The 16,279-nt window shown below is 75.5% G+C and carries 10 protein-coding genes; 8 read left to right on the forward strand and 2 right to left on the reverse strand.

The window, feature by feature from the left end; all coding sequences use genetic code 11:
- Window positions 1-126 precede the first annotated feature (126 nt).
- The 7 genes from ACFU9E_RS28645 to cobA all read left to right on the forward strand — a co-directional run bounded on the left by ACFU9E_RS28645 (window position 127) and on the right by cobA (window position 10,718).
- Window positions 127-1,167: a methionine ABC transporter ATP-binding protein gene (locus ACFU9E_RS28645; RefSeq protein WP_380688942.1), complete on the forward strand. Its 1,041-nt coding sequence runs from the start codon at window positions 127-129 to the stop codon at window positions 1,165-1,167.
- Complete coding sequence (locus ACFU9E_RS28650; RefSeq protein ID WP_380688944.1) at window positions 1,164-1,907, forward strand: methionine ABC transporter permease; 744 nt, start codon at window positions 1,164-1,166, stop codon at window positions 1,905-1,907. The genes ACFU9E_RS28645 and ACFU9E_RS28650 overlap by 4 nt, the downstream gene beginning before the upstream one ends.
- 59 nt (window positions 1,908-1,966) lie before the next feature.
- Window positions 1,967-2,797 (forward strand): MetQ/NlpA family ABC transporter substrate-binding protein, encoded by an 831-nt coding sequence (locus ACFU9E_RS28655; protein WP_380688946.1) that lies wholly within the window; start codon window positions 1,967-1,969, stop codon window positions 2,795-2,797.
- Window positions 2,798-3,002: 205 nt separating this feature from the next.
- The gene (locus tag ACFU9E_RS28660) at window positions 3,003-3,668 is read left to right on the forward strand and encodes a GNAT family N-acetyltransferase (RefSeq protein ID WP_380684308.1); all 666 of its coding nucleotides are present in this window, start codon (window positions 3,003-3,005) and stop codon (window positions 3,666-3,668) included.
- A gap of 221 nt (window positions 3,669-3,889) precedes the next feature.
- Window positions 3,890-5,176 (forward strand): precorrin-6y C5,15-methyltransferase (decarboxylating) subunit CbiE, encoded by a 1,287-nt coding sequence (gene cbiE, locus ACFU9E_RS28665; RefSeq protein ID WP_380684309.1) that lies wholly within the window; start codon window positions 3,890-3,892, stop codon window positions 5,174-5,176.
- Between the two features lie 471 nt (window positions 5,177-5,647).
- On the forward strand, window positions 5,648-9,367 hold the full coding sequence (cobT, locus tag ACFU9E_RS28670) for a nicotinate-nucleotide--dimethylbenzimidazole phosphoribosyltransferase (RefSeq protein ID WP_380684310.1): 3,720 nt from the start codon (window positions 5,648-5,650) through the stop codon (window positions 9,365-9,367).
- Window positions 9,368-9,464: 97 nt separating this feature from the next.
- Window positions 9,465-10,718: a uroporphyrinogen-III C-methyltransferase gene (cobA, locus tag ACFU9E_RS28675; RefSeq protein WP_380684311.1), complete on the forward strand. Its 1,254-nt coding sequence runs from the start codon at window positions 9,465-9,467 to the stop codon at window positions 10,716-10,718.
- Window positions 10,719-10,871: 153 nt separating this feature from the next.
- Here cobA and ACFU9E_RS28680 read toward each other — a convergent pair whose 3' ends face one another.
- Entirely contained in the window at window positions 10,872-13,643 is a 2,772-nt protein-coding gene (locus ACFU9E_RS28680; protein WP_380684312.1) for a SpoIIE family protein phosphatase, read from the reverse strand.
- Between the two features lie 98 nt (window positions 13,644-13,741).
- Between ACFU9E_RS28680 and ACFU9E_RS28685 the strand changes: the two genes are divergently transcribed.
- The gene (locus ACFU9E_RS28685) at window positions 13,742-14,551 is read left to right on the forward strand and encodes a TrmH family RNA methyltransferase (protein ID WP_380684313.1); all 810 of its coding nucleotides are present in this window, start codon (window positions 13,742-13,744) and stop codon (window positions 14,549-14,551) included.
- Between the two features lie 615 nt (window positions 14,552-15,166).
- Here the strand turns inward: ACFU9E_RS28685 and ACFU9E_RS28690 are convergent.
- Window positions 15,167-15,985, reverse strand: coding sequence for a hypothetical protein (locus ACFU9E_RS28690; RefSeq protein ID WP_380715458.1), 819 nt, complete (start codon window positions 15,983-15,985; stop codon window positions 15,167-15,169).
- Window positions 15,986-16,279 lie beyond the last annotated feature (294 nt).

Consider the following 16,279-nt stretch of genomic DNA (forward strand, 5'->3'; position numbering starts at 1 on the left):
CCGCCCGACGGCCGCGACCGGGGGCGGCGGATCGCACCCCCCAGGCGTGACGCCGTCGCGCGTCGCCGACCGCACCCCCCGGTGCGGCGGCCGCCCGCCGCCCGCCCCCGACTTACGGAAGCAGTTGTGATCACCACCACGGACCTCACCAAGGTCTACCGATCCCGCGGCCGCGAGGTGACCGCCCTCGCCGGCGTCGACCTCCACGTCCGCCCCGGCGAGGTCTACGGAGTCGTCGGCACCAGCGGCGCCGGCAAGTCCACCCTCATCCGCTGCGTCAACATGCTGGAGCGCCCCACCTCCGGCACCGTCACCGTGGACGGCGTCGAACTCACCGCCCTCTCCGGCGGCGAGAACCGGGCCGGCAAGGAACTGCGCGAGGCCCGCCGCCGGATCGGCATGGTCTTCCAGCACTTCAACCTGCTCTCCTCCCGCACCGTCCAGCAGAACGTCGAACTCCCGCTGGAGATCATCGGCCTGGACCGCACCGAGCGCCGCCGCAAGGCCGCCGAGCTCCTCGACCTCGTCGGCCTCGCCGACAAGGCCCGCAGCTACCCCGGCCAGCTCTCCGGCGGCCAGAAGCAGCGCGTCGGCATCGCCCGCGCCCTCGCCGGCGACCCCAAGGTGCTGCTCTCCGACGAGGCCACCTCGGCGCTCGACCCCGAGACCACCCGCTCCATCCTCAAGCTGCTGCGCGACCTCAACCAGCAGCTCGGCCTCACCGTGCTGCTCATCACCCACGAGATGGACGTCATCAAGTCCGTCTGCGACTCCGCCGCTCTGATGCGCGGCGGCCGGGTCGTCGAGTCCGGCGCCCTCACCGACCTGCTCGCCCGGCCCGACTCCGAGCTCGCCCGCGAACTCTTCCCGCTCGGCGAGTTCGGCACCGGCCACCCCGGAGCCACCGTGCTGGAGATCACCTTCCAGGGCGACACCTCCGCCCAGCCCTTCGTCTCCCAGCTCGCCCGCACCTACCAGATCGACATCAACATCCTCGGCGCCGCGGTCGAGACCATCGCCGGACGCATGGTCGGCCGGATGCGGGTCGAACTGCCCGGCAGCCACCAGGACAACGTGGTGCCCATCGGCTTCCTGCGCGAGCAGGGCCTGCAGGTCGACGTCCTCGACGCCGCCCGCACCGCGAGCACGAAGGGAACGGCGGCATGACCTGGGACCAGATGCAGGAACTGATGGGGCCCGCCACCTGGGAGACCCTCCAGATGGTCGGCGCCGCCACCATCGGCACCGTCCTGTTCGGACTGCCGCTCGGCGTGCTGCTGGTGCTCACCGACAAGGGCGGCCTGCTGCAGAACCGGCCCGTCAACAAGGTGCTCGGCGCCGCCGTCAACGTCGCCCGCTCGGTGCCGTTCATCATCCTGATGATCGCCCTGATCTCCTTCACCCGCTGGCTGGTCGGCACCTCCATCGGCTGGCAGGCCGCGACCGTGCCGCTCACCATCGGCGCGATCCCCTTCTTCGCCCGCCTCGTCGAGACCTCCGTGCGCGAGGTCGACCGCGGCCTGGTCGAGGCCGTCCAGGCGATGGGCGGCTCCACCTGGACCATCGTCCGCAAGACGCTGATCCCCGAAGCCCTGCCCGGCCTGGTCGCCTCCGTCACCACCACGGTCATCACCCTGGTCAGCTACTCCGCGATGGCCGGCGCGGTCGGCGGCGGCGGACTCGGCACGCTCGCCATCAACTACGGCTACTTCCGCTTCGAGACCGCCTTCATGTGGATCATCGTCGCCGAACTGGTGATCATCGTCACCGTCGTGCAGCTGATCGGCGACCAGGCCGTCCGCTCCCTCGCCCACCGCGGCCGCACCGGCGGACGGACCCGCCTGCTGCGCCCCCGCGTCCCCGCCGCCCGGACCGCCGCCGACGAGAACGAGCTCGTCGCCCCCTAGACCTCCCGGCGTCCGAACCCGGACCCGGCTCCCCGGTACCACGCAGAAAGGCACTTTTCGTGCGCAACGTTCTGAAGTTCACCAGCGTCCTCGCCACCGCCGGCATCGCCCTCTCCCTCGCGGCCTGCGGCAGCAACGGCGACTCGAAGTCCTCCTCGGACCCGAACGCGCCGCTCACCGTCGCCGCCACCCCCACCCCGCACGGCCAGATCCTCAAGTACGTCAAGGACAACCTCGCGGAGAAGGCCGGCCTCAAGCTCACCATCAAGGAGGTCACCGACTACGTGACCCCCAACACCGCGGTGCAGGACGGCTCGGCCGACGCCAACTACTTCCAGCACGTGCCGTACCTGGAGGACTTCAACAAGAAGCACGGCACCCAGATCGTCTCCGTCGAGACGGTCCACCTGGAGCCGCTCGGCCTCTACTCCAAGAAGGCCAAGGCCATCGGCGACATCAAGGACGGCGCCACCGTCGGCCTGCCCAACGACGCCACCAACGAGGGCCGCGCGCTCAAGCTCCTCGCCGACAACAACCTCATCACCCTCAAGGACGGCGTCGGCACCGCCGCCACCCCCGCCGACGTCACTGGCAACCCGAAGAACCTCAAGTGGAAGGAGCTGGAGGCCGCCCAGCTGCCCCGCTCCATCGACGACCTCGACGCCGCCGTCATCAACGGCAACTTCGCCCTCGACGCCGGCCTCAAGCCCACCAGCGACTCGCTCATCCTGGAGAAGGCCGAGGGCAACCCCTACGCCAACATCCTCGCGGTCAAGCAGGGCAAGGAGAACGACCCCCGGGTCAAGAAGCTCGCCGAGCTGCTGCACTCGCCCGAGGTGAAGAAGTACATCGACGACACCTTCAAGGGCGCCGTCATCCCGGCGTTCTGATCCACGCCGACCGCGCCACCGACCCGTCCCGCCGGACACCACCGGGCCCCCGCCGCAAGCAGGCGGGGGCCCGGTCGGGCAGTATGCACCAGTGACGGTCCGACAGACCCACTTCTGACGTACCGTCGTCCGGTCCGTGCACCGCGTGACAACCCGGCACCGGCGAGGCGTACGGTGTGTCCACGACCCGGCGAGGAGAGACGGCATGGCAGCGAGCTTCCCCGAGACCGCCATCAGCACCGAGAGGCTGCTGCTGCGCCCGCTTGCGGAGGACGACGCCCCCGGACTGGCCGCCATGATGGCCGACGAACTCGTCCTGGCCTGGACCGACCAGCCGCACCCCTGCACCGAGGCCCACGCCGTCGAGCTGGCCCGCACCCTCGCCCCCGCCCACCGTGCCGCCGGCCGCGGCATCGTGCTCGCCGTCACCGAGCACCTCACCCAGCGCCTGGTCGGCCTCGTCGAACTCCGCAACACCGACTGGCGGCTGCGCTCCACCGAGATCTCCTTCATCACCGCAGCCTGGGCCCGCGGCGAGGGCTACGCCCCCGAGGCCGTCCTCGGCGTCGCCCAGTGGCTCTTCGAGGACCGCGGCTTCCTGCGCCTGGAACTGCGCACCGCCGCCGGCAACACCGCCGCCCAGCAGGTCGCCCAGAAGATCGGCGGCATCAGCGAGGGCGTGCTGCGCAGCGCCTGGATAGTGCGCGGAGAGGTGAGCGAGGTCGGCTCCGGGGCGCCCGCCGGTCAGCGGGCCGGGGGAGAGAGCCGCAGCGACCTCATCCTGTGGAGCCTGCTGCCCGAGGACCTCGAAGCGCCCGAGGCCCCGGCCCCCGCCTGGGCCGGGGGCGACCGCTACGTCCTGCGCGACTGAACCGTCCCCGCCCGGCCCCGGCCGTCCAGTCCCCGTCTGCCCGTCTGCCCGCTTGCCCGCCTGCCGGTCCGGGACCCGTCCGGTCCGCTCCGTCCGCCGCGCCCGTCGTGCACAGGTGTGCGAGATGTCCACGCCGAGGGGATCGCACCCGGTAGCCTCTGACCGGCGCCGCACACCGGCGCCGCCTGTCGGCGCACGGATGGCGAGGGAGACGGCCGCAGATGGCTGACCGGATCACGGTCATCGGGTGGGACGGAACACCGCTGACCGAGGCCGCCGCCGCGGCCCTCGCCGCGGCCACCCTGGTGGCCGGCGCCCCCTACCAGCTCAAGGCCCTCCCGGTGCCGTCCGGCGCCGAACGCCTCGCCCTCGGCAGCATCCAGCTCGCCGCCCGCCGGATCGCCGAACACCGCGGCGCCGCCGTCGTCATCGCCGAGGGCGACCCCGGCTTCTTCGGCGTCGTCCGCACCCTGCGCCGCCCCGAGTACGGCCTCGAACTCGAAGTCCTGCCCGCCGTCTCCTCCGTCGCCGCCGCCTTCGCCCGCGCCGGCATGCCCTGGGAGGACGCCCAGGTCGTCAGCGCCCACGGCGGCCGGCTGCGCCGCGCCGCCAACGTCTGCCGCGCCCACCCCAAGGTCGCCGTCCTCAGCGCCCCCGGCGCCGGACCCAGCGAACTCGCCCTGATGCTCCGCGGCGTCCATCGCACCTTCGTCGTCTGCGAGGCCCTCGGCACCCCCGACGAGGACGTCACCGTCCTCACCTCCGACCGCGTCGCCGACCACATCTGGCGCGACCCCAGCGTCGTCCTGGTGATCGGCGGCAGCAGCGCCGGCGGCCCCGGCGGCGGACCGCAGAGCGGCGCCGCCGGCGAAGCGGCCGGCTGGATCGCCGGACGCCCCGTCGGCTACCCCGGCCCCGACCGCGGCTGGGCCCTGCCGACCGACACCTACACCGGCACCGGGCGCACGCCGGGCGCCACCGACACGCTCCCGGCGCACGTCCGCGCGCTCGTGCTCGCCCGCCTCGGCGCGCGCCCCGGCGACCTCGTCTGGTCCGTCGGTGCCGGCAGCGGCGCGCTCGCCGTCGAGGCCGCCCGCTTCGGCGCCGCCGTCGTCGCCGTCGAGGCCGACGCCGCCGCCTGCGCCCGCCTCGCCGTCAACGCCCGCCGCTACGGCGTCGAGGTCGAGACCGTCCACGGCCACGGCCCCGACGTCCTCGGCGAACTCCCCGAACCCGACGCCGCCGTCGTCGAGAACGGCGGACCGCAAGCCGTGCGCGCCGTCCTCTCCCGCCGCCCCGAACGCGTCGTCGCCGTCGCCCGCACCCTCGCCGAGGCCGAGGAGGTCCGCCGCGCCATCGCCGAGGCCGGCTACCGCGCCGACGGCGCGCTGCTCCAGTCCGCGCCCCTCCTCGCGCCTTCCGGCACCCCCGGCGACGGCGGCCACGGATTGCGCCTCGGCGTGGGTGACCCCGGCACCTTCCTGCTCTGGGGTGAGCAGAAAGCGTGAAGGCCCTGTTCCGCCCGCCCCGGCCGGACGGTGATCCAGGTCGCATCCGGACACCGATTCGAGAGGCGGCCCCGCCGGGCCGGTAGTGTGGCGTCCGGGACGGCTGCGGCCTCCGCCGGCCCGCCCGATCCGGCCTGTTCGTCGCCAATCCGACGCGGTACGGACCGGTACGGCTCGAAGTGTGGGCAATTCGACGGGCCGCCCGCCGGACCTGGAGAATGCCGTAGGGTCCGGTGCGGTCGTGCCGGTTGCCCCGGCTTGTCGTTGTTTCAGATGACGCGCCATCCCCCGCGGGTGGTGCGCGGGCCGGGGTGCCGCAGCGCGCCGGAAGGACTTCGGCCGCAGCGCCTCGGCGCGGCGGCCGTGTGTGGTTGAGGGGCGGGCCGGTGCAGGCCCGACCCGTGCGGATGGGCGCTGCGGTCGTTGATCGCGTCGCCGAGGGCGCGGCAGCGGCCTGGAAGGAGCTTTGACATGACCGATGGCGGCCACGTCCCGAACGAGGGACTGCCGGAGCACCTGCTCGCCGGGCCCGACCCGCTCGGCGGCCCCGAGGGCGCCGCGGCCGTCGCACCCGGACAGGGCGTCGCGACGGACGGCACCGGCCTGCCCGGCACCCTCCCGCCGCACGGCGTCCCCGCCCAGGGCACCCCGCTCGGCGCGCCCGGCGTCCCTGGTACCCCTGGTATTCCCGGCGGCGTCGGCGTCGGCGTCGGCGACGGCTGGACCGTCGACCCGGGCGCCCAGCGCCCCGCCTTCCACTTCGTCGACCAGCCCGACGGCCTCGACGACGAGGACGACGTCCTGCTGATGCCCGGCCCGCAGGGCTCCTGGGGCGAGCCGGCCGCCGACCAGCAGACCCCGCCCGGCACCCCCGTCGAGCCGTCCTGGCCCCCGCTGGACCCGCCCGTGCTCGGCGCCGCCCACGGTGCCGCGCACGCCCAGGCCCCGCAGGTCCCGCCGCACGCCCAGCCCGCGCCCGGCGCCCAGACCGTCCCCGTCCAGGGCCAGGGCCCCGACGCGATGACGGCCGCTCAGCCGCCGCGCCGCCCGCTGCACGCCGGCCCGCCGATCCCGGACCCCTCCCTGATGACCGGCCAGGTCCCGGTCCGCTCGCTCGCCGACCGCGGCCCGTCGACCGGCGCCACGCCCGCCCACGGCATCCCGGTCGTGCCGGCCGGCCTCCAGCCGGAGCCGCAGGCGGTCCCGGTGGCCCCCGCGCCCGGCGTGCCCGCCGCGGTTGCCGCCCCCGGTGCGCCCGTGGCCCAGCCGGTGCCGGCCGCCCAGCCGGTCGAGACCGCCGCCCAGCCGGCCGCCGCGCCCGTCGAGGCTCCGGTCCCCGTGGCGGAGGCCGTCGCCGCGTCCGCCGAGCCGGTCGAGAACGCCGAGGCCGTCGCCGTGCCCGCCGCGCCCACCGAGGCCGCGGTGCCCGTCGAGGCCGTCGCGCAGCCCGTCGCCCCCGCCGGGGTGCCGGAGACCGCCGAGCCGGCCGCCGCCCACGCCGTCCCCGTCGCACCGGTCGCCCACGCCGAGCCCGTGGCCGTGCCCGCCGCCGAGGCCCCGGCCGAGGCGGTCGTGGAGCAGTCCGAGCAGCCGGTCGAGGTCGTCGCCGAGCCGGTGCCGGGGGAGACCTCCGCCGCCCCGGCCGGCCCGCCGCGCCGGATCTCCGCCTTCCTCGCCGCGCCGACCCCGCACGGTCTGCCGCAGGTCGAGGCCGTCGCGCAGCCCGCCCCGGCCGCCGCGCCCGTCGCCGTGCCGGAGACGGAGCAGTCCGCCCCCATAGCGCCCGCCGCCGAGGCCCCGGCCGAGCCCGTCGTCGAGGTCCAGGCCGAGCAGGCCGCCCAGGCCGAGCCCGCCGTGCCCGCCCAGGCCGAGCAGCCCGTGGCCGAGCCGGCCGAGCCCGCCGCCGAGCCGGCCGAGTCGGTGGCCCCGGTCGCCGAACAGGCCGTCACCGAGCAGCCCGTCGTCGAAGCCCCGGCCGAGCCCGTCGTCGAGCCCGTCACCGAGGCGGTTGCCGAGACCGCCGCCGGAACCGGCGAGATGCCCTCGGGCCGGCCCGTCCCCGTCGCCGTCCCGGTCGCCGAGGCCCCCGCCGAGGAGCAGCCCGTCCCCGAGGCCCCGGTCGCCGCCGAGCAGCCCGTCGTCGAGCAGCCCGGCGTCGAGCCGACCCCCGCGGAGCAGCCCGCCGAGGCCCCGGTTCCCGCCGAGGCCGCGCCGGCGACCGAGGCGCCCGCCGAAGCCGAGGCCACCGCGCCGACCGCAACCGCCGAAGCGGCCGAGGCCGCCACGCAGCCCGCCGAGCCCGCTGCCGCAGCCACCGAGGCCACCGAGGCCGCCGAGGCAACCGAGGTCGAGACCGGAGCCGGGTCCGAGACCGAAGCCGAGTCCGCGCCCGACTCCGAGGACGCGGAAGCCGCCGCCGAGCCCGCCGAACCGCGCGGCCCGGCCGCCCCCGGCTACGACGACGCCGGCCGCGAGGCCGTCCACCAGGTCATCCGCGAGCGCCGCGACGTCCGCAACGGCTTCCGCCCCGACCCGATCCCGCACGAGGTGCTGATCCGCGTCCTGGAGGCCGCCCACACCGCCCCCAGCGTCGGCTACTCGCAGCCCTGGGACTTCGTGGTCATCCGCTCCGCCAAGACCCGCCGCAAGATGCACGAACTGGCCGAGCGTCAGCGCGAGGCGTACGCGGACACGCTCCCCAAGGGCCGCGCGAAGCAGTTCAAGGAAATCAAGATCGAGGCGATCCTCGAAACGCCCGTCAACATCGTGGTCACCGCCGACCGCACCCGCGGCGGCCGGCACACCCTGGGCCGCCACACCCAGCCGCAGATGGCCCCGTACTCGTCCGCCCTCGCGGTCGAGAACCTCTGGCTGGCCGCCCGGGCCGAGGGCCTCGGCGTCGGCTGGGTGAGCTTCTTCGACGAGGAGGAGCTGGTCCGCGAGCTCGGCCTGCCCGAGCACCTGGAGGTCGTCGCCTACCTGTGCGTCGGCTTCGTCGACGCCTTCCCGGACGAGCCCGAGCTCCAGCAGCAGGGCTGGGCGAAGAAGCGCCCGCTGTCCTGGGTCGTCCACGAGGAGCAGTACGGCAACCGCGCCCTGCCGGGCGAGGAGCCGCACAACGCGCTCTCCGAGACCCTGCGCGGCATCCGCCCGCTGGACGCCAAAGCGCTCGGCGAGGCCTGGGACCGTCAGAAGCGGATGACCAAGCCGGCCGGCTCGCTCGGCATGCTGGAGATCATCTCCGCCCAGCTGAGCGGTCTGTCCCGCAAGTGCCCGCCGCCGATCCCGGAGCCCGCCTGCGTCGCGGTCTTCGCCGCCGACCACGGCGTGCACGCCCAGGGCGTCAGCCCCTGGCCGCAGGAGGTCACCGCCCAGATGGTCGGCAACTTCCTCGCCGGGGGAGCGGTGGTCAACGCCTTCGCCAAGCAGATCGGCACCGAGGTCTGCGTGGTCGACGTCGGCGTGGCTGCCGAACTGCCGGACGCGATCCAGCAGGGCCGCACCACCGGTCTGCTGCCGCGCAAGGTCAAGCCCGGCACCGACGACATGACGCAGGGCCCGGCGATGACCCGCGAGGAGGCTCTCAAGGCCCTGGAGGTCGGCATCGAGACCGCCCGCGACCTCGTCGCGGCCGGTAACAAGGCCCTGATCACCGGTGACATGGGCATCGCCAACACCACCGCCTCCGCGGCCCTGATCTCGGTGTTCACCGGCCTGGACCCGGCCGAGGTCACCGGCCGCGGCACCGGCATCGACGACGAGACGCACGCCCGCAAGGTCGAGGTCGTCCGGGCCGCCCTGGCCCTGCACCAGCCCGACCCGGCCGACCCGATCGGCGTCCTCGCCGCCGTCGGCGGGCTGGAGCACGCGGCTCTCGCGGGCTTCCTGCTCGGCGCGGCCAGCCTGCGCACCCCGGTCATCCTGGACGGCGTGATCGCCGGCTCGGCCGCGCTCGTCGCCAAGGCGATCGCCCCCGAGGTGCTGGCCGCCTGCATCGCCGGTCACCGCTCGGCCGAGCCCGGCCACCAGGCCGCGCTCGCCAAGCTCGGCCTGCGCCCGCTGATCGACCTCGACCTGCGGCTCGGCGAGGGCACCGGCGCCCTGCTGGCCCTCCCGCTGGTGCAGAGCGCGGCCCGTGCGATGCACGATGTAGCCACCTTCGACTCCGCCGGGGTCACCGAGAAGGCCTGACGCTCGTCCGAACCGCTCCGCACACCGGCCCGAGGGCGCGCCGGTGCGCGGAGCGGCGCCGTACCCCCGCACCCTCACCGATCCAGGAGCACCACCGATGACCGCGCCCACCCCTCACCCCAGCACCGAGGGCCGCACCCCGTACCCCGTCGGCCTGCTGCTGGCCGGCCGCCGCGTCGTGGTGGTCGGCGGCGGGCACGTCGCCCAGCGGCGGCTGCCCGCCCTGCTCGCCACCGGCGCGGACGTGCACCTGATATCGCCGGCCACCACCCCGGCCGTCCAGGCGATGGCCGACGCCGGCGAGCTGACCTGGCACCGCCGGCCCTACCAGGAGGGTGACCTCGCCGACACCTGGTACGCACTGGTGGCCACCGACGACCCGGCGGTGAACGCCGCCGTCAGCGCGGAGGCGGAGCGCGAGCGAGTGTTCTGCGCCCGCAGCGATGACGCCTCCGCCGCCACCGCGTGGACGCCGGCCAGCGGGCGGGACGCCGGGGCGACCGTTGCCGTCCTCACCGGCGACCCGCGGCACTCGGCCGCGCTGCGCGACTCGATCGTCGAGGGACTGCGGGACGGCTCGCTCGCCGCCCGCCAGTACCGCGCGCACGGCGCGGGGGTCGCGCTGGTCGGCGGCGGCCCGGGCGACCCGGACCTCATCACGGTGCGCGGCCGGCGGCTGCTCGCGGACGCCGACGTGGTGGTGGCCGACCGGCTGGCGCCGCGCGAGCTGCTGGCGGAGCTGCCGGAGCACGTCGAGGTGATCGACGCGTCGAAGATCCCGTACGGGCGCTTCATGGCGCAGGAGGCGATCAACCGGACGCTGGTCGAGCACGCCAAGGCCGGCAAGTTCGTGGTGCGGCTGAAGGGCGGCGACCCGTACGTGTTCGGGCGCGGCGGCGAGGAGCTGCTGGCCTGCGCCGAGGCCGGGCTGCCGGTCACGGTGGTGCCGGGCATCTCCAGCTCGATCAGCGTGCCGGCGGCGGTCGGGGTGCCGGTCACCCACCGGGGGATGACGCACGAGTTCACAGTGGTCTCGGGGCACGTCGGCCCGGACGACGAGCGGTCGCTGACCGACTGGGGGGCGCTCGCCCGGATGACGGGCACCGTGGTGCTGCTGATGGCCGTGGACAAGATCGGCGCCATCGCGGCCCGGCTGATCGCGGAGGGACGCGCCGCCGACACCCCGGTCGCCGTCGTCCAGGAGGGCACCACCGCCGCCCAGCGCCGCGTCGACGCCACCCTGGCCACCGTCGCCGCCACCGTCGCGGCCGAGGGCATCAAGCCCCCGGCGGTCATCGTCATCGGCGACGTCGTCAACGTCCTCGCTCCCGCCACGGCCGCTGGCGCCTGACCCCTCGGCTTCTTCCCTCTTCCTTACGCCAGCACTTTGCAAACAGCAGCTGTTTGCAAAGTGCTTGGCGCGTCGTCCCAGCTCAGCGCCCTCGATGCTCGCGTTGCATGGCCGTGCAGCTAAGCGCTTGAGCGGCCGAGCGCCCACGCCCGGCTACTCCAGCGGCTGCTCCGTCCAGATCACCTTCCCGGTGGCCGTGTACCGCGTCCCCCACCGGTCCGCGAACTGGGCGACCAGGAACAGCCCGCGCCCGCCCTCGTCCGTGGTGGCCGCGTACCGCAGGTGCGGCGAGGTGCTGCTGCCGTCCGACACCTCGCAGATCAGCGACCGGTCGAGCAGCAGCCGCACCTTGATCGGCCCCGTGCCGTACCGGATCGCATTGGTCACCAGCTCGCTCAGGATCAACTCGGTGACAAACGCCGCGTCCGCCAGCCCCCAGTGCTCCAGCCGCTCCGCGACCGCCGCCCGCACCCCGGCGACCGCCGCCGGGTCCGACGGCACCTCCCACTGCGCCACCCGGTCCGCCGACAGCCCCCGGGTCCGCGCCACCAGCAGCGCGATGTCGTCCTGCGGCCGCTCCGGCAGCATCGCTCCCAGCACGTCCGCACAGGTCTGCTCCGGCGTCCGTGCCGGCCCCTCCAGCGCCGCCCGCAACAGCTCCAACCCCTCGTCGATGTCCCGCTCGCGGTCCTCCACCAGCCCGTCCGTGTAGAGCACCAGCCGGCTGTCCTCCGCCACCTCCAGCTCCACCGTCTCGAACGGCAGCACCGCCAGCCCCAGCGGCGGCCCGGTCGGCAGCTCCGGGAACACCACCGACCCGTCCGGGCGCACCAGCGCCGGCGGCGGATGCCCCGCACTCGCCACCGTGCACCGCCGCGCCACCGGGTCGTAGATCAGGTACAGGCAGGTCGCCCCGGTCACCGCCGCCGACGCCCCGGTCGCCGACTCCTCCAGGTCGATCCGGTTCACCAGCTCGTCGAGGTGCCCCAGCAGCTCGTCCGGCGGCAGGTCCAGCGTCGAGAAGTTGTGGATCGCCGTCCGCAGCCGCCCCATCGTCGCCGCCGCGTGCAGCCCGTGCCCCACCACGTCCCCCACCACCAGCGCCACCCGGGCCCCGGGCAGCGGGATCAGGTCGAACCAGTCCCCGCCCACCCCCGCCTGCGCCGGCAGGTACCGGTGCGCCACCTCCAGCGCGTTCTGCTCCGGCAGGCTGCGCGGCAGCAGGCTGTGCTGCAGCGTCACCGCCATCGCGTGCTCCCGGGTGTACCGGCGCGCGTTGTCGATGCACACGGCCGCGTGCGCGACCAGCTCCTCCGCCAGCGCCAGGTCCTCCTCCTCGAACGGCTCCGGCCGCTCCGAGCGCCAGAACCGGACGATCCCCAGCAGCACCCCGCGCGCCTTCAGCGGCACCCGGACCAGCGAGTGCACCCCGTCCGCCAGCACCCGCGCCGCCGCCTCCGGATCCTGCTCGCGCCACCCCGCGGCCTCCGTCAAGCGCGGCTCCAGCCCCGGCAGCCCGCTGTTCAACGCCCCCGCCAGCGGCGTCGACGGCCCCACCTCCAGCACCGTGCCGACCGGGTAGAACGGCACACCCTCCCGCACCGCCGACAGCGCCGCCCGCCGCATCCGCAGCAGCGCGGGACCGGACGGCGGCTCGTCGCCCTCCAGCACCTGGTCGGCCAGGTCCACCGTGACGATGTCGGCGAACCGGCCCACCGTCACCTGCGCCAGCTCCTCCGCCGTCCGCGTCACGTCCAGCGTGCTGCCCACCGTGACCCCGGCGTCGTACAGCAGCCGCAGCCGCCGCTGCGCCACCTCGGCCCGCCCGGACAGCGCCAGCAGTTCCGTGGAGTCCCGCAGCGTCGCCACCGACCCGGGCGGTCCGCCGTCGCGGTCCGTGGGCCGGATGTTCACCGCCAGCAGCCGCTCACCGGCCAGCACCACCTCGTCGCTGACGGCCCGCCCGTCCGCCAGCAGCTCCAGCGGCGCCGGCTCCAGGCCCAGCTCGGTCAGCGGACGGCCCTCCGCGTCCGGCGGCAGGTCCAGCAGCCGGCGCGCCTCGTCGTTGCAGAGCAGCAGCCGCCCGTCGTCGCCGATGATCAGCACGCCCTCGCGCACGGAGTGCAGCACCGCCGCGTGGTGCTCGTACATGCGGGTCATCTCGGCCGGCCCCAGCCCGCGGGTCTGCCGCTTCAGCCGCCGGCTGATCAGCGCCGTCCCGCCGGTCGCCAGCGCGAGCCCGGCGGCGGCCGTACCGAGCACCACGGGCAGCTGCCGCTCGCTGGCACTGCTCACATTGGCGATCGTGATGCCCGCCGAGACCGCCCCGACCACCTGCCCGTCCGGGGCGCGCACCGGCACGATGGCCTGCACCAGCGACCCGAGCGTGCCGGTGACCTGCTCGGTCACCACCTGTCCGTTCAGCGCGGGCTGGTAGTTGCCGATGATCTTGTGGCCGATCCGGGCCGGGTCGGGGTGGGTCAGGCGGATGCCGTCGGTGTTGATCACGACGATGAAGTCCACACCCGCGTTGATCCGCGCCGACTGCGCGGAGGGCTGCAGGATCGCGGTCGGGTCGGGGGAGCGCAGCGCCGCGACGATGCCCGGCGAGTTGGCATAGGTCTGCGCGACCGCCACCGAGCGGTTGGTGGCCTCCTGCCGGGCGTCGTTGCGGGACTGCACCAGCAGCGCGACCACGGCCGCCACCACCAGCATCAGCACCACCACGACCTGCAGCGCGAAGACCTGCCCGGCCACCGACCGGACCCGGGCCGGTGCCGGCCGGGCCGTTCGTGATCGCTGGTGCCGACCGTGTGGGCGCCCGCCGGGCGAGCCGGCGCCGGTACCGGTGGACCGGGAGGCGGAGGTGGAACCGGCCGCACCGGGGTCCGACGGCGCCCAAGATCGACCCGGAAAACGGGCCATACGTCATATTTGCACTCCACACGGCGGCGGGCCAAGGACGACCACGCCGCCCATTGGGCCGGTTGGCCTTCCCCGGCCCGACTTGGCAAGATCGCAGGGTGTCCGAACCCCGCACCATCACCGACCCCGCCGACCCGCGCCTCGCCGACTACACCGGCCTGACCGACGTCGAACTCCGCCGCCGCCGCGAACCCGCCGAGGGCCTGTTCATCGCCGAGGGCGAGAAAGTCGTCCGCCGCGCCCTGGCGGCCGGCTACCGGATGCGGTCGATGCTGCTGACCCCCAAGTGGCTGGACGTGATGGCGGACGTCATCGCCGAGGCCGACGCGCCCGTGCACGTCGTCGAACCCGCCCTCGCCGAGGCCGTCACCGGCTACCACGTCCACCGCGGCGCCCTCGCCTCGATGGAGCGGCAGCCGCTGCCGGACGCCGCCGAGCTGCTGGCCGGTGCCCGCCGGGTGGCCGTGCTGGAGGGCCTGGTCGACCACACCAACCTGGGCGCGATCTTCCGCAGCGCCGCCGCCCTCGGCATGGACGCCGTGCTGCTCTCGCCCGACTGCGCGGACCCGCTGTACCGGCGTGCGGTGAAGGTCTCGATGGGCGCCGTCTTCGCCGTCCCCTACGCCCGGCTGGACCCCTGGCCGGCCGCCCTGGACACGGTGCGCGCCGCCGGCTTCAGCCTGCTCGCGCTCACCCCGGCCGAGACCGCCGTCGACCTGGCCGACCTCGCCCCGCACCGCCTCCCCAAGGCGGCCCTGATGCTCGGCGCCGAGGGCGACGGCCTCACCCGCCGCGCCCTGGCCGCCGCCGACCACGCCGTGCGCATCCCCATGGCCCACGGCGTCGACTCCCTCAACGTAGGCGCCGCCGCAGCCGTGGCCTTCTACGCGGTCACCGCCACCGCCTGACCCCCCCACCCCCACAAGAAGTCGGCCCCGCCGACTTCCCACTCCGGCGTGCCCCGCCGCCTCCGGCGAAGCGCCGTGCTGCGGCAGAACAGGTCGGCCAGGCCTCGGGCTGCCCGTCGTGGGCGCCCCCGGAGAGGCGCCTGCTGCCGCACGGAAAGTCGAGCAGAGCGACTCTCCGTGCTCAGGCGTGCCAGTCGCCGCCGACCGGGCGCGCCGCGCACCAAGAGTCGGCCCGGCCGACGTCCTGCTCCGTAGTGCCCGCCCATCACGGGCGCCTCCGGCGTGGCTCGGTGCTGCCGCACGGAAAGTCGGGCTCGCCGACTTCCTGCTCCGGCGTGCGTGCCCGTTCCGGCCGCCTCCGGTTGTGCCACCGTCGACGCGGCGCCGTGCTGCGGCGCGGGAAGTCGGATCCGCCGACTTCCTGCTCCCGGCGCGCTTGCGTGTTCTGGTCGCGGCTTGCCCGGGTCCGCCGCCTCCGACCGGGCGGGCTGCGCACCAAAGGGCGGCCCGGCCGACTCCCTGCTCCGGAGTACCTGGCCGCCCTGGGCGCCTGCGGCGAGGCGCCGGCTGCTGCACCAAAAGTCAGCCCGGCCGACTTCCTGTGCCCGCCCCGGGTCAGCCGACGGGGGCGGTGGGGGGTGCGGGGGCAGCGGCGGGGGGTGGGGTGGTGATCGGGGGCGTCATGGTGGGGGAGCCGGGCCAGGACTCCTCCAGGGTGCCGTCCGCGCGCAGCGTGTAGCGCGTGGATGTGGTGGCCCCGGTCTGGGCGACCCGCTCCTCCCGCACCAGGGCCCCGGCCTCCAGCCGCCAGGCCGCAGCCGCCTGCGGGTCCGCCGCCGAGGAGCGAGAGGTCAGCGCGACCGGGGCGTCCCCGTTGAAGGCGAACAGCTGCACCAGGTCGACCGGCACCGACCCCTCCGAGCGCCGCAGGACGACCAGCGCCGCCGGTGCGCCCTTGTACCGCGCCGGGAGGACCGCGCTGAGCACGACCTGCGGCCCCGCGCCCGCCGAGCGGCCGTCGTGCAGGGCGATGGCCGGACCGCCCGCCGGATCGGCGTAGGAGCGGTTCGGCCAGTCGACCGCCGGGCCCGCACCCTGGGCGGGGGCCAGCGCGCCCTCCGCACCGCCGCCCGTTGGGGCCCCGTGGGCCGCGGCCGCCAGCGGAGCGGTCGACGGCGCTGTGGTCGACGGCGCTGTGGTCGACGGCGCTGTGGTGGACGGCGTCAGCCCGTCCGCCGACAGCCCCGCCCCGGTCGACGCCTCCGGAGCCGGGGCGGTCGCGGGCGCCGCGCCGGCCGTCGGGCCCGCCGCAGCGGCGGAGCTCGCCGGTGGCCGCATCCCCTGCTTGTCCCGGTTCTCGCACCCCTGCGCCGCCGCGATGGCCAGCGCCACCCCGACCGTCACGGTCACGAACACCACCAGCCGCTGTCGCATCAGCCGCTGCCGCGCCGTCCCGGGGCGCCCCCCGGGCGCGGGCGTGTGCTGCCGGTCTCCCGCCCGGCCGCGCGGCCCGCCGGGCCGCTGCCGGGTCGGCCGTGCGGGCGGCGGGGTCTGCTGGCGCTCGCGCATCGGCCGGGTGGCCTGGAGCGCGTCGGGACGGGGGAGCGGCGCGGTGGCCGCCTGCCCGTCGCTCGGGGCGGGGGACCGTCGCGGCGCACCGGCGGGCGCGCCCGCCCCCCGGGCCCGCGCTCTTATAAAAAAAAACGAACCCACCAGACAACGAAAAAA

This window comes from Kitasatospora sp. NPDC057595 (genome assembly GCF_042800875.1).
Taxonomy (GTDB): domain Bacteria; phylum Actinomycetota; class Actinomycetes; order Streptomycetales; family Streptomycetaceae; genus Kitasatospora.